The organism is Sphingomonas sp. BRN-1R (assembly GCF_057748035.1).
The window spans coordinates 2,294,228-2,308,808 of the sequence record NZ_CM173236.1 but is presented as its reverse complement, the minus strand read 5'-3'; the positions used below and the strand labels follow the sequence as shown (position 1 = coordinate 2,308,808).

Sequence of the window (14,581 nt, the reverse complement as noted above, 5' to 3'; positions counted from 1 at the left end):
CTTACATAAAAAAGGGGCCGGTGACACCGGCCCCTCGTAGTGGGATGATCGTGGCGATCAGAAGTTCAGCTTCACGCCCGAGTAGAAGTAACGGCCCTTGTTGTCGAAGATGCCGGTGCCCCCACCGATGCCGGTCGAACCCAGCGGCGGCAGCTTGTCGGTGACGTTATCGACGCCGACGTAGAACATCGTGTCCTTCTTGATGTTCACGCCGACGCGAATGTCGTGGTACATGACCGCCTGATAGTAATTGTAGTTTGCGTAATCGAGGTTCTGCGCAGGCCGACCCTCGAAGCTGTTCAGGTTTTCATACGCGTCGACCGTCTGGCGCGACAGATAGCGCCCTTCGTAGTTTACGAAGAACTTGCCCACGAAATAATCGAGGTTGATGTTGAACTGATCCTTGGGCGAGCCGATCTCGCCGACGATCGTGTCGCCGTAGGTCGGATCGGTCGGATCGGTGAACGTGGTGTTCTCGAACTGATGCGTCCAGATCGCACGCGCGTTGACGCGCATGTTGTCGCCGATGCTGTGTGCATAGGTGACGGCGGTGTTCAGGCCGCGCGTATGGTATTGCGCATAGTTGAGCGAGCTGGCGAGCAGGCTGCCCTCGATGATGCGGAACGGCGTGCCGGTGATGCTGCCCTGTGCGTTGTCGCGCTGGAACGATCCGCAGAACGGATTGCTCAGCGACGGCGAATCGTAGCACTGGTTGGCGATGGTTTGCGCGTCGACCGTCGTGATGACGTTGTTCACCTTGATGTTGTAGTAATCGACCGTGATCGACAGGCCGCGCACCCAATGCGGTTGGACTACGACGCCGTAGGTGTACGAGTCCGACGTTTCCGCCTTCAGATCCGGGTTGCCTCCGCTCAGGATCTGCAACGACGACTGATAGATATAGTCGAACGGCGTGGCGCCTCCGGTGTTGATGCCGGCCGCGGCGCAGTTTGCGGCTCGGTACTGGGTGCCCTCGCCGATCTGGCGGGCTGCGCAGGGATCGCTGAAGCCAGGAGCGAAGTTCTGCTGCTGCGGCGCGTACAGTTCCTGCAGGTTCGGCGCACGCACCGACCGTGAGTAGGATGCGCGGAACGATAGGTCCGCAGCCGGCGAATAGGTGACGCCAGCGTTATACGCCCACACCGTACCGGCAGCACCGCGATAATCGGACACGCGGAACGCGCCCGTCGCGGTCAGTTCCTTGATGAGGAAGATATCCTTGAGGAACGGCACGCTGACTTCGCCGAACGCTTCCTTCACCGCGAACGCGGGCGGCGTGTAGTCCTGGATGGCGTTGTAGAACGTGTAGCCTTGCGAGACGAGCGGGTCTTCCTTGAAGAAGTTGGTCTCACGCCGGTATTCGCCACCGAACGAGAAGCCGATCGGGCCGCCTGGCAGATTGAAGAAGCTGCGCGTGCTGCCGGTGATCGAGCCGAGCAGATCGAGCTGGGTGATCTTGCCGCGGGCGATCGTGTCCTGGAGCACGTAGTTCTTCGCCGCCTGCGAGACCGCGCCGTAGCCGAACGGGTTGAACGGCTGACACGCCGCGATATCGGCCGCGAGCGTGGCGGGATGGCCGCCGAAATCGTCATACGCACGGCTTGGATCGATCTGCGAGCCGCAGACGATCTGGCCGGCAGCGTTGCGCTGTGCGTCCATCGCGAGCAGGAAACGCTGCTGGTTCAGGTTGCCCAGCACCTTGGTACGCTCGTCGAACTCGCCGTAGTTGGCGGACACTTCGTACTTCCAGTCGGTGTTGAACGTACCACGCAGGCCGCCGACGATGCGGAACGTCTCGCGCCTGGCAGCTTCCGACCGCGAGCCGAGATCGAGCAGGTTCTCGCGCAGCGGGAAGCGGAACGAGCCGTCTGCGATCGCGGCACGGTCTGCCGCGGTCAAGGCAACCTTGGTGGTGGGGAAGTTGGGATTCAACCCGCTGGCGAGGATCTGCTGCGTGATCAACGTGCGTGCCTGCGTGCTCAGGAACGGGTTGTTGAGTTCCGGATCCTCGTAGAAGCCGTCGATCGTCTGACCCTGGAAGAACGCTGGACCCGAACCGCCCGAGCTATACGATTCAGTGCGGACGTAGCTCGCCTCGATAAACGGCACGAGTGCCGGCGAAATCTCGAAGTGACCGACCAGGTTCGCGGAATAGCGGTCCAGCTTCGGCAGCATCTGGACGAGGTCGCCCTCGCGATTGGTGGTGCCGTTACCGCCGATGAACGACCCGTTGGGGCCAAGGCCGACGCGCGTGCCGGTCTGCGGCACCAGCGTTCCGTCCGGATTGAAGACGTAGCCGCACGAAAAGGCGAGGCCGTTCTTGTCCTTGCCGCAGATGCCGGCGCCCGTGTTCGACTGTGGGAACAGGATGTTGCCGCCGAGCGAGATCGTTGCCGAGCGGATGTCGCGCATGAAGGTGCGATCGGGAATGCCGTCGCTGCCGCCGGTCAGGCCGGCCGGGTCGGTATCGGTCGTCACGAAGCCGTTGGTTTGCGAGAAGGCCGAGGTATCCGATGCGAGATACTGGTTCTGACGCGCATATTCGAGGTCGATCGCGATGTTGCCGCGATCCTGCGCGAAGTTCTTGCCGGCAAGGATGCTGGCGTAATAAGCGCCCGCCGCGCCACGGCTGCTGACGCCGCCCTGTGCGTGGGCCTGCAGCCCGTCGAAATGGTCCTTCAGCACGAAGTTTACGACGCCGGCGATCGCATCCGAACCATAAACGGCCGACTCGCCGCCGGTCAGAATGTCGACGCGCTCGATCAGGTCGGTCGGCAGCGTGTTGATGTCGACCGACACCGCGTTGTTGAGGATGTCCGCGCCGACGTGGCGGCGGCCGTTGACGAGCACGAGCGTGCGCTGCGAACCGAGGCTATAGAGATCGATCAGGTTGAGGCCGCCAGTGCCGAGGAAGCGGGTCGAGTTCGACTGGCTGAAGGTGTTGGCGACCTGCGGCAGGTTGTTCAGCACGTCGCCGATCGAAACGCCGCCGGTCTGCTGGAGCTGTTCGCCCGTCACCGAGGTGATCGGCGAAACCGAGATCAGGTTGGGCGACACGATACGGCTGCCGGTGACGACGACGTCGGTGGCATCCTCGTTCGCTGGCGCCTGCGTGCCTGCGGCGGGCTGCTCGTCCTGCGTGGCGACCGGCGACTGTGTCTGCTGATCCTGCGCGCTCGCCGGCCCTGCGATGACGAGGCCGCCGAGGAAAGCGGCCGACCCAAGCGCGCTCGATGCGAGGAATTTGAGAGAACGCATTGCTTACACCCCTTTTATTTCTGCGATGACACAATCTGCCGCAATTTTGGCAGCGTTCAAGCGATGTTCAGGTTCAGGGTCCGTTCCGCAAATATGTGTTACAAAAAAGCAACATTATTTCTGCGTGATACTCAACTAAGTCACCTCCGCTGCAAGGATGGGTCGGCCCGGCTGGTGTTCGGAAGCGAGCGGGCTTTGCCTTGGCCGGAGCGCACGCTAGGGATCATGTGCGAGGGATACCCGGACATGGCGCCAAACAACGAACATCATCAATGAACGCGACGAGTGTTTCCGGGCTGGTGCTGTCGGGGGCGGTGCTGGCGGCGTTCGTCGTCGCGACCGCGTGGACGCTCTACGTCGGTCTGCGCGCCCGGCGCGAGGCTGCGGAGGCGGTGGCGGACAATGCGCGGCTGGCCGCACTGGTGGCATCCTCGCCCGCGCTCGTCGTGATCGTGCGCGCGGACGGCCGGATCGACGCGCCGGACCGGCTGGGCGAATGGCTCGGGCTGGCCAGTCCGCCGCGCTACCTTGCCGATCTCGGCACGGCTGGCGAGGGCGGGCTCGACCCTGCCGACGCGCGGGGCCTCGCCGAGGATATCGCGGCCGCGCAGAAGGCGGGGCGGCCGTTCTCGCGCTCGGTGCGGGCGCGCGGCGCCGCGCGTGCCTTGCTGGTGCGCGGCGCCAAGGCGGCCACCGATCTGCGCGCGCCGGGCGGAGTGGTGCTGTGGCTGTTCGACGCGACCGACAGCCTCGCCGAGATCGAGCGGTTGCGCGAGGAGGTCGAGGGCGCGCACCGCGCATTCGACGTGCTGACCGGGCTGATCCAGGCCGCACCGATGCCGATGTGGTATCGCGGCCCCGACATGCGCCTTGGCATGGTCAACAGCCACTATGCCGATGCGGTCGACGCCGCCGACCCCGAGGATGCCGTCACGCGTGGGCTCGAACTGGTCGAGGGCGGCGGGTTGGGCGGTCCGCTCGCGGGTGCAGTGGCGGCGCGCGAGAGCGCCCGGCTCCAGGTCAAGGCGATGCCCGCCACGATCAAGGGCGAGCGGCGGATGCTGCGCGTCTATGACGTGCCGATGCCCGACGGCGGCGTCGCCGGCTTCGCGGTCGATGTCGAGGATCTCGAACAGGCGCGCGCGACGATCAAGCGGCTCGGCGAGACGGAGCGCGCCACGCTCGATCGCCTGTCGGCGGGCGTCGCCCAGTTTGGGACCGACCGCGCGCTGACCTTCTTCAACCAGCCGTTCCAGCGTATCTTCGGGATCGAGAGCGAGTGGCTCGCCGATGCGCCCGAGTTCGACCGCGTGCTCGAACGCATGCGCGAGGCGAACCGGCTGCCCGAAGTGCGGGATTTTCCCGGCTGGAAGGCGGAGCGGCGCGCGTGGTTCGTCGCGACGAGCGGCGGGCTTGAGGAGCAATGGCATCTGCCCGGCGGCGTCCATTTGCGCGTGGTCGCACAGCCGCTTCCCGATGGCGGGCTGCTGCTGATCTTCGAGGATCGCACTGAGCAGGTTCAACTGGCCAGCGGCATGGATACGCTGCTGCGCGTGCGCACGGCGACGTTCGACAATCTGTTCGAGGCGCTTGGCGTGTTTGCCGCGAACGGGCGGTTGCAACTGTGGAACAACAAGTTCCGCACCTTGTGGGATTTCGAGGAGGCGTTCCTCGCCACGCATCCGCGTGTCGATGCGCTGGCGGAGGTGGCGGCATCGCGGCTCGCCAACCCGGATCGCGCGGCGCTGATCGGCGAGCTGGTCCGCGCCGCCACGGTCGAGCGGCAGCAGCGCGGCGGGCAGGTGCGCTTCGCGGACGGGCGCTATTTCGAATTCGCGGCGGTGCCGCTGCCCGATGGCAACGGGCTGTTCACGATGCTCGATACCACCGACCGCAGGCGGATCGAGACGGCCTTGCGCGACCGCAACGAGGCGCTGGAGGCGGCCGACCGGGTCAAGACCTCGTTCGTCGCCAATATGTCCTACGAACTGCGCACCCCGCTCACCTCGATCAGCGGGTTCGCGGAGATGCTCAACGCGGGCTATGGCGGTAAGCTCGGCGCCGATGCGGCGAGCTATGTCGAGGCGATCATGGACTCGGTGCAGCGACTGGGTGCGCTGATCGACGATGTGCTCGATCTCACGCAGATCGACAGCGGCGCGCCCGTGGTCGTGCGCGACGAGGTCGATCTGGTGCCGCTCTCGCGCGCGGCGGCGGCGACGATCGGCACGCTGGTGGAGCGGCGCGGGCTCGAGTTCGTGGTCGAGGTGATGCCCTCCGCCGGGATCGTGCGCGGCGATACCAAGCGTATTCGTCAGGTGATCGAGCATCTGCTCCGCCACGCGGTCGCGGGTACGCAGGCGGGCGGGCGCATCCTGCTCCACGTCGACGGCAATTCGAGCGCGGCGCGGATCGTCGTGTCAGATGACGGCGCGGGCATGAGCGCACAGGCCATGGAGCGCGCGTTCGATCGCTTCGCCCAGCCCGAAGTAACGCGCGACGGCGAGCGTGCGCTGGGGCTTGGGCTGCCGCTCGCGAGGCAGTTCGTCGAGGCGCATGGCGGCACGATCGAGCTGATGTCCGAACCCGGCGAGGGCACCGCGATCACCGTGCTGCTGCCGCGCAATCGATGACTGTGCTCGACCTTGCCGATGACGCTGCGAGCGCGGCGTTTGGCGCGCGGTTGGCGGCGGTGGTGCGCGCGGGCGACGTGATCACGCTGACCGGCTCGCTCGGCGCGGGCAAGACCAGCATCGCGCGCGCATTGCTCGCCGCTTTGGGGCTGGAGGGGGAGGCGCCGAGTCCGAGCTTCGCGATCGTCCAGCCGTATGCGCCGCCCGAAACGGCGCTGCCGGTGCTGCATGTCGATCTGTATCGCATCGAACAAGCCGAGGAGATCGAGGAACTCGGGCTCGACGAGGCGCTCGCCGATTCGGTGCTGATCGTCGAATGGCCCGATCGCGCGCCCGGTTGGTGGCCCGACGCACTCGCGTTGACGCTCGATTTCACCACGAGCGGTGGCCGCCGCTTGACAGCGCAGGTGCCGGCGGCATGGAAGGCGCGATGGCCCTTTCCATGATTCCGCCGCCGCAAGCGCGCGATTTTCTCCGCTCGCTCGGCTGGGGCGATGCCGCGATCGAGCCGCTCGCCGGCGATGCGTCGTTCCGGCGCTACTTCCGTGTCGTCGAACCGGCGCGCCGCGCGGTGCTGATGGACGCCCCGCCGCCGCATGAGGATCCGCGGCCGTTCATCGTCATCGCCAACTGGTTGGCGGAGCGTGGTTTCCGTGCGCCCGCGATCCTCGGCAGCGATCTGGAGCACGGCCTCGTCCTGCTCGAGGATTTCGGCGACGTGCGCTTGTGCGAAACCGCCGATGCCGAGCCTGCGCGCGAGAATGGACTGTATGCGGGCGCGATCGACCTGCTGGTCGATCTTCACGAACACGCCGCCGGCGATGTGCCGCCGTATGACCGCGCGGTGTTGCACCGCGAGGCCGACCTGCTGGTCGAATGGTATTGCCCGGCGGTCGGGATCGACCCCGACCTCGCGGGCTACACCGCCGCGTGGGACGCGGTGTTCGATGTCGCGCTTGAAGGCACGCCGGTTACGGTGCTGCGGGATTATCACGCCGAGAATCTGATGCTGCTCGAGGGCGGCGGCTTGGGTCTGCTCGACTTTCAGGACGCGCTCGCCGGGCATCCTGCCTATGATCTCGTCTCGCTGCTCCAGGACGCGCGCCGCGACGTGCCCGAGCGCGTGGAGACGGCGATGCTCGCGCGATACCGCGCCGCAACCGGTGCGGATGCGCGCTTTGATACCGCTTACCGGGTGCTCGGCGCGCAGCGTAACGCCAAGATCGTCGGTATCTTCACCCGGCTGTGGAAGCGTGACGGCAAGCCGCGCTACCCGACGCTGTGCCCGCGCGTATGGGGATATCTCAACCGCGATCTCGCGCATCCCGATCTCGCCCCGGTCAAGGCGTGGTTCGACGCCAACATCCCCGCCGACATGCGCGGCGATCCCATGGTGGTGGCCTCCGCATGACCGCGAAGAAGACGCTCGCGCTGCGTCCGAAGCCACCGGTGGCGGTGCCCGAAACCGCGATGGTGATGGCGGCGGGCCTCGGCAAGCGTATGCGTCCGCTCACCGCGACGCGCCCCAAGCCGTTGGTGGAGGTGGCGGGCAAGCCGCTGATCGACCATGTGCTCGACCGTCTGCGCGCGGCCGGCGTGAAGCGCGCCATCGTCAACGTGCATTATCTCGCCGATGCGCTCGAGGCGCATTTGCGCAACCGCGTGACCGGCATAGAGGTGGTCGTGTCCGACGAGCGTGGCCAGTTGATGGAGACCGGCGGCGGGCTCGTTCACGCACGCGACCTGATCGGTGACCAGCCGTTCGTCGTGGCGAACAGCGACAATCTGTGGATCGACGGGCCGACCGACGCGATCCGCCTGCTCGCCGCACAGTGGGACGATGCGCGGATGGACGCGCTGCTGCTCATGGTGCCGCTGGCGCGCGCGAACAACCACGAGGGGCAGGGCGACTTCCGGCTCGCGCCCGATGGCCGCATCACCGGCTGGCGCACCCCGGGCAAGCCAGCGCCGTTCGTCTATACCGGCGTGCAGATCCTGTCGCCGCGCGTGATCCGCGACTGGCCGGAGGGGCCGTTCTCGACGCGGCTGTTCTGGGACCGTGCGATCACGGCCGGGCGCGCATACGGCATGGTGCATCAGGGGCTGTGGTTCGACGTCGGCTCGCCCGCGTCGATCGGCAAGACCGAGGCGATCCTCGCGGATGGCTGAAGCCGTCGGGCTTCTCGTCCGTTCGTACCGAGCGAAGTCGAGGGACCAGCGCTTGTCCCTCGACTTCGCTCGGGACGAACGGTTGAGGTGGTTCGGGGTATGAGCCGCGTCGACAAACCGCAGCTCTATACCATCCCGGCTCACCGTGCGTTCGCCGATGCGCTGGCGGCGGGGCTGATCCGGCAGTTCGGCGCCGATCCGCTCGGGCTCGCGCGTGGGCTGGTGCTGCTCCCCAACAACCGCGCCAAGCGCGCCGTGACCGACGCGTTCGTGCGCGCGAGCGGGGGCGGACTGCTGCTGCCGCGCCTCGTCGCGATCGGTGATCCTGCGCTGGACGAGGCGGTGGGCGCGGCGCTCGACCCCGCTGATAATCCCGATCCGGCGCCGCCGGCGGTGCCGCCGATGCAGCGCCGGCTCATCCTCGCGCGGCTGGTCGCCGAGGCGCGCGACCGTGCCGGCCATCCGGTCGACGCGGCTGAGGCGGTGCGCCTCGCGGGCGATCTCGCGCGCACGCTCGACCAATTGCTGGTCGAGGAGGTGCCGCCCCGCCGCCTGCGTGAGATCGACCTTGGCGAGGAACTCTCGACCCATTGGCGGCGCGCGCTCGACCTGTTCGAGATCGTGCTCGATCGTTGGCCGGCGGAACTGGCGCGGCTCGGCTGTATCGATCTGGCCGACCGGCGCGCGCGGCTGCTGCGGCGGCTCGCAGGCCGCTGGCGGGATGCGCCGCCCACCGGCTTCGTGTGCGCGGCCGGCGTCACCGACACCGCTCCCGCGGTCGCCGCGCTGCTGCGCCGGGTGGCGACGATGCCGCAGGGCATGGTGGTGCTGGCCGATCTCGCCACCGACATGCCGCCGCCCGAGTGGGATGCGCTCGGCCCACACGAGGCCGACCCCGTCACAGGATTACGCAAGCGCGCGATCGAGACGCATCCGCAATTCCATCTCAAGCTGCTGCTCGACCGGATGGGGTTCAACCGCGCCGAGGTGATGCGCTGGCGCGACGCGAGCGAGTTCGACGCCACGCCCGCGCGCGGAAAGGCGATCGCCAACGCGCTCGCGCCGGCCGACTTCACCGGCAAATGGACCGATCTTCCCGCCGCCGAGCGCCGCCTTGCCGGGATCGAGGCGGCCGAACTCGCCACCCCGGCGGAAGAAGCGCAGGCGATCGCGCTTGCCTTGCGGGAAGCGCTGGAGACGCCCGAACGTACCGCCGCGCTCGTCACGCCCGATCGCGCGCTCGCGCGGCGGGTGGCGGCGCATTGCGGACGGTGGGGCATCGCGATCGACGATACCGCCGGGCGGCCGCTGTCGATCCTGCCGTCGGGCACCTTGCTGCTCGCGCTCGCCGATGCTGCCGCGCAGCGGTTCGCGCCGCTTGCGCTGCTGACCTTGCTCAAGCATCCGTTGGTCCGTTCGGGTGAGACGCGGCTGGCTTGGCTCGACGGCGCGCGTTCGCTCGACCGGGTGCTGCGCGGGCCGCGGCCTGCGGCGGGGCTCGACGGCATCGACGCACATCTCGCCGACGCGCCCAAGCGCGAGGCCGCGCGCCGGGCCGCTGCGGCGGTGTGGTGGCCGGAGGCGCGGGCGCTGCTTGCGCCCATCGAGAGCGTGTTCGCCGCCGGGATGCAGCCGCTCGGCACGCTGGTTGCGGCTTTGCGGGAGACGGCGCAGGCGCTGTGCGGGGACTTCCTGTGGAGCGGCCCGGCCGGGCGCGCAGCATCCGATTTCCTCGCCGACCTTGAGGCACGCGCGGACGAGGGGCCGCGGCTGGTCGAACCCGATACGCTCGCCGCGCTGCTGCGCACGCTGATGGACGAGATCGCGGTGCGTCCGCCGCAGGGCGGGCATCCGCGCCTCGCAATCTACGGGCTGATCGAGGCGCGGCTTCAGACCGCCGACCTGATGATCCTCGGCGGGCTCAACGAAGGCGTGTGGCCGGGGCAGAGCGCGCCCGACCCATGGCTCGCGCCGCGCATCCGCGTCGCGCTGGGTCTGCCGGGGCAGGAGCGCGGCGTCGGCATGGCCGCGCACGATCTGGCGAGCGCGCTCGGTGCGCCGGATGTGCTGCTCACACGCGCGCGGCGCGATGCCACGCAACCGGCGATCGCCTCGCGCTTTTGGCTGCGGCTTCAGGCGCTGGCGGGCGAAACCTGGGCGCGAGGCCGCGCGCTGCCGCTCGAACGCTGGACGCGCGATCTCGACGATCCCGGCGTGCACGACCCCGCCGATCAGCCTGCGCCCGTGCCCGACGCGTCGCTGCGGCCCAGGCAGATCGCCGTCACCGATGTCGACCGCCTCAAGGCCGATCCGTTCGCCTTCTACGCGCGCGCGATCCTGCGGCTCGCCCCGCTCGATCCGGTCGATGCCGATCCGAGTGCGGCATGGCGCGGCACCGCCGTTCACGCGATCCTTGAACAATGGGCGCGTGAAGACGACTGCCATCCCGACAAGCTGCACGACCGCGCGCGGGCGATGCTCGCTGACGAGCGCACGCACCCGATGATGCGCGCGCTGTGGCAGCCCCGCCTGATGCAGGCGATCGACTGGATCGCGCGCACGATCGCACAACAGGGCGAGGACGGCCGCACAGTGCTGGCGGTCGAGCAGCGCGGCAAGATCGACATCGCCGGCGTGACGCTGAACGGCACGTTCGACCGGATCGACCGGCTGGCCGACGGCGGCCTCGCGGTGATCGACTACAAGACCGGCACGCCGCCTTCGCCCGCGGCGGTGCGCGCAGGGTTCAGCCTGCAACTTGGCCTGCTCGGCCTGATCGCGGAGCGCGGCGGGTTCGAGGGCATCGCGGGGCAAGCGCGCGGCTTCGAATATTGGTCACTCGGCAAGCGTAGCGACCAGTTCGGTTACATCACCTCGCCGGTCGATCCGGCGGGCAAGAACGACAAGATCCTGCCCGAACAGTTCACCGCCATCGCCGCCGAGAATTTTGCGGGCGTGGTCGGCCGCTGGCTGACTGGCGTCGAGGCATTCACCGCCAAGCTCCACCCCGAATTCGCGCCCTATAGCGAGTATGACCAGTTGATGCGTCGCGACGAATGGTATGGCCGTGAGCGATAGCGGCACCGCATCCGCGCTCCCGCCGCTCAAGGACGATCAGGCGCGGGCGAGCGCACCCGACGGGCATGTCTGGCTGTCCGCCTCGGCCGGCACCGGCAAGACGCAGGTGCTGACCGCGCGCGTGTACCGGCTGCTGCTGCGCGGGGTCGATCCGTCGGCGATCCTGTGCCTCACCTTCACCAAGGCGGGCGCGGCCGAAATGGCGGGGCGGATCGGTGCACGGCTGGCGGCGTGGGTGCGCATGCCCGACGCGCAGCTCGGCAGCGACCTGATCGCGCTGGGCGAGGAGCCAAGTCCTGAGTTGCGGGCGAGGGCGCGGACGTTGTTCGCCAAGGTGCTGGACGCGCCGGGCGGCGGCATCCGCATCCAGACGATCCACGGCTTCTGCCAGAGCCTGCTCGCCGCCTTTCCGGTCGAGGCGGGGCTCGCCCCCGGCTTCCGCCCGATCGAGGCGCGCGAGGAAGCGGTGCTCGCGCGCGAGGCGCTGGCCGAGTTGCTGGTCGAGGCGGATGCGCAGGGCCGCACCCGTCCGATCGAGGCGGTCGGCGCACTCAGCGTGCGGCTCGGCGAGGGCGAGGCGGAGAAGTTCCTGATCGCCTGCGCGCGTGCGCCCAAAGCGATGGCGGCGCTGCCGGCCTTGTATGACGGTGTGGCCGCGTTCGTGCGCCGCCAGCTCGACCTGCCGGCCGGCGATATCGAGGCGGCGATCGTCGCCGGGTGCGAGGATTTCGACTGCGACGCGGTAGCGGCAATCGCCGCGGCCAACCGCGCGTGGGGCACCGCGACCGGTGGCAACCATGCCGACATTGCCGAATGCTGGGTCGAGGCGAACGCGGAGATGCGCGCGCGCATGCTAATCGATCTCGTCGGCGTGCCGTTCACCGCCAAGGGCGAGCCGCGCAAATATTCCAAGAAGTTGCTCGATGCCGACCCCGACTATGCGGAGCACGCGCAGGCAGTCGGCGAGGCGGCGACCGCGTTGCTGTCGATGCGCCACCGCGCGGGCTATGCCGATCTGCTCGCCGATGCGCTCGATGTCGGGCGCGACTATGCCGCCGCCTATGCGCGCGCCAAGCGGCGGCTTGGGGCAGTCGATTTCGACGATCTCATCGCCGCGACGATCGATCTGCTCGGCCAGCCCGGCATCGGCGAATGGGTGCGCTTCAAGCTCGACCGCGAGACCTCGCACATCCTGATCGACGAGGCGCAGGACACCAATCCGGAGCAATGGGCGATCATCGGTGCGCTCGCCGACGAGTTCTTCGCGGGCGAAGGCGCACATGGCGGCGAAACGCGCACGTTGTTTACGGTCGGCGATTTCAAACAGGCGATCTTCGGCTTTCAGGGCACCGATCCGCTCTATTTCGCGGCGGCCGAGCGTCGCTTCGGCACGCTTGCGCGGGCGGCATGGGACGCGGAGGACGAGGCACGCAAGTTCGGCGCACCAACCCAGGCAGGCGCATGGAACCGGCTGTCGCTGACGCAATCCTTCCGTTCGACCGCGCCGGTGCTGGAGTTCGTCGATGCGGCGATGGCGGCGGTGCCCGAGCCCGGCCTCGGCGCGGTCGCGACCCTCGAACGTCATGCCAGCGAGGTGCCCGGCCCAGGCACCGTCACGCTCTGGCCGCTGATCGTGGCGGGCGGCAGCGAGGAGGACGAGGAGGGCTGGATCGCCGATGCGACCCGCGAACTGGCGCGGCGCATCGCCAGGGCGATCAAGGGCTGGATCGGCACGCTGATGCTCGACAGCAAGGGCCGCACGCTCGAACCGCAGGACGTGATGATCCTCGTCAAGCGGCGCGGCGATCTCGCCTCGCTGATCGTCGCGAGGCTTTATGCGGAAGGGGTGCCGGTCGCGGGCGTCGATCGGTTGCGGCTCAACGCGCCGCTCAGCGTACAGGATCTGCTCGCCGCGATCCGCTTCGTGCTCCAGCCCGAGGACGATCTGTCGCTCGCGTCGCTGCTGGTCTCGCCGCTGATCGGCTGGACGCAGGACATGCTGATGGCGGCGGCGCCGCGCGGATCGGTGAGCCTGTGGCGACATCTCGAACGCACACGGGGGGACGATCTCAGTGCGCTGCGAGCGATGCTCGACCGCGCCGATATCGCCACGCCCTACCAGTTCCTCGAGGAACTGCTGTCGGGGCCGCTCGGCGGCAGGCGCGCGCTGCTGCGGCGGCTGGGGCAAGAGGCGCGCGATCCGATCGAGGAACTGCTCACCGCCGCGCTTCAGTTCGAGACGCAGGGCACGCCGTCGCTGCAACGCTTCCTCGACTGGTTCGATCGCGGCGAGGTCGAGATCAAGCGCGACCCGTCCGCGCCGCTCGACGCGGTGCGGGTGATGACCGCGCATGGCGCCAAGGGTTTGCAGGCGCCGCTGGTGATCCTCGCCGATGCGGCTGTCGATCCGACCAAGTCGCCGCGCAACACATTGCGCTGGCCGGTCGCCGAGATCGACGCGACGCTGCCGATCTTCCGCCCGCGCAAGGAGGAGGCCGGGCCGCTCGCCGAGATCGTTGAGGGCGTCGCCGCGCGCGAACTGGAGGAGCATTGGCGGCTGTTCTACGTCGCGGCGACGCGCGCGGAGGAACGGCTGGTGGTCGCCGGATCGCTCGGGCCCCTCGCCAACGGCGAGCCGCCGCCCGCCAGTTGGTACGCCGCCGCCGATCAGGCGATGACCGACCTCGCCGTCGAGACTGCGGCGGACGGCACGCGCAGCTACACCGGCAGCGCCAACCTCAAGCCGGTCAGGCGGCGCGAGCGCCCGAGCGTCACGACCGAGTCGCATGCGCCGGTGCCCGATTGGGCGCACCGCGCGGCCCCGATCGAGGCGCGCCCGCCGCGCCCGCTCGCGCCCTCGTCGCTAGGCGACGATGCGGTCGCCGACCCGCCGCCGACGCCGCTGATGCGCGAAGCTGCCGAGCGCGGGCGCTTGATCCATGCGCTGTTCGAGCGCTTGCCGCCGATCGCGCCGGAGGCACGCGCCGCCGCCGCCGAGCGCTGGCTTTCCGGACCGGGCGGCGTGGCCGAGGCCGCCACCCGCGACGAGATCGCGGCGACGGTGCTGACGATCCTCGCCGACCCGCGCTTCGCCGCTTTGTTCGGCGCGGGGGCGCTCGCCGAAGCACCGATCGCGGCGGTGGTTGGGGATGGCGTCGTCGTGTCGGGTACGGTCGACCGGCTGCTCGTCACGCCCGATCGCATCACCGTGGTCGATTTCAAGACCGGCCGCCGCGCGCCGCAGTCGCTTGCCGAGGTGCCGCCCTACCACGTCCGCCAGATGGCCGCCTATGTCGAGGCGCTCGGGGTGATCTTCCCCGGCCGCCCGGTCGAGGCGGCGTTGCTCTACACCGCCGCGCCGGTGCTGTTCGCGCTTCCGCCTTCGCTCCTCGCCGAGCACAAGCCCGGCTTTGCCGCCACGCAGCAAAGCTAGGCAAAGGGCG

The 14,581-nt window shown here is 68.8% G+C and carries 7 protein-coding genes; 6 read left to right on the top strand and 1 reads right to left on the bottom strand.

Annotation, left to right across the window (positions count from 1 at the left end; all coding sequences use genetic code 11):
• Window positions 1-57: 57 nt before the first annotated feature.
• Window positions 58-3,258, bottom strand: a complete 3,201-nt coding sequence (locus tag AC3ANX_RS10530; RefSeq protein WP_488333239.1) for a TonB-dependent receptor domain-containing protein — start codon at window positions 3,256-3,258, stop codon at window positions 58-60.
• A gap of 272 nt (window positions 3,259-3,530) precedes the next feature.
• Between AC3ANX_RS10530 and AC3ANX_RS10525 the strand changes: the two genes are divergently transcribed.
• The 6 genes from AC3ANX_RS10525 (at window position 3,531) to addA (ending at window position 14,571) form a co-directional block, all read left to right on the top strand.
• Complete coding sequence (locus AC3ANX_RS10525) at window positions 3,531-5,891, top strand: sensor histidine kinase (protein WP_488333238.1); 2,361 nt, start codon at window positions 3,531-3,533, stop codon at window positions 5,889-5,891.
• Window positions 5,888-6,337, top strand: a complete 450-nt coding sequence (gene tsaE, locus AC3ANX_RS10520; protein WP_488333237.1) for a tRNA (adenosine(37)-N6)-threonylcarbamoyltransferase complex ATPase subunit type 1 TsaE — start codon at window positions 5,888-5,890, stop codon at window positions 6,335-6,337. The genes AC3ANX_RS10525 and tsaE overlap by 4 nt, the downstream gene beginning before the upstream one ends.
• Window positions 6,334-7,302: an aminoglycoside phosphotransferase family protein gene (locus tag AC3ANX_RS10515; RefSeq protein ID WP_488336927.1), complete on the top strand. Its 969-nt coding sequence runs from the start codon at window positions 6,334-6,336 to the stop codon at window positions 7,300-7,302. The genes tsaE and AC3ANX_RS10515 overlap by 4 nt, the downstream gene beginning before the upstream one ends.
• A complete protein-coding gene (locus tag AC3ANX_RS10510; protein WP_488333236.1) occupies window positions 7,299-8,060 on the top strand; it encodes a nucleotidyltransferase family protein in 762 nt (253 codons plus the stop codon). The genes AC3ANX_RS10515 and AC3ANX_RS10510 overlap by 4 nt, the downstream gene beginning before the upstream one ends.
• A gap of 99 nt (window positions 8,061-8,159) precedes the next feature.
• Window positions 8,160-11,138, top strand: a complete 2,979-nt coding sequence (gene addB, locus AC3ANX_RS10505) for a double-strand break repair protein AddB (protein WP_488333235.1) — start codon at window positions 8,160-8,162, stop codon at window positions 11,136-11,138.
• Window positions 11,122-14,571, top strand: coding sequence for a double-strand break repair helicase AddA (addA, locus tag AC3ANX_RS10500; RefSeq protein ID WP_488333234.1), 3,450 nt, complete (start codon window positions 11,122-11,124; stop codon window positions 14,569-14,571). Before addB ends, addA begins: the two co-directional genes overlap by 17 nt.
• The last annotated feature ends 10 nt before the right edge of the window (window positions 14,572-14,581 follow it).

Excerpts from the sequence above, each read along its gene's own strand:
- addB (WP_488333235.1), top strand. The coding sequence starts at position 8,160 with ATGAGCCGCGTCGACAAACCGCAGCTCTATACCATCCCGGCTCACCGT.
- AC3ANX_RS10530 (WP_488333239.1), bottom strand. The coding sequence starts at position 3,258 with ATGCGTTCTCTCAAATTCCTCGCATCGAGCGCGCTTGGGTCGGCCGCT.
- AC3ANX_RS10510 (WP_488333236.1), top strand. The coding sequence starts at position 7,299 with ATGACCGCGAAGAAGACGCTCGCGCTGCGTCCGAAGCCACCGGTGGCG.
- tsaE (WP_488333237.1), top strand. The coding sequence starts at position 5,888 with ATGACTGTGCTCGACCTTGCCGATGACGCTGCGAGCGCGGCGTTTGGC.
- addA (WP_488333234.1), top strand. The coding sequence starts at position 11,122 with ATGGCCGTGAGCGATAGCGGCACCGCATCCGCGCTCCCGCCGCTCAAG.
- AC3ANX_RS10525 (WP_488333238.1), top strand. The coding sequence starts at position 3,531 with ATGAACGCGACGAGTGTTTCCGGGCTGGTGCTGTCGGGGGCGGTGCTG.
- AC3ANX_RS10515 (WP_488336927.1), top strand. The coding sequence starts at position 6,334 with ATGATTCCGCCGCCGCAAGCGCGCGATTTTCTCCGCTCGCTCGGCTGG.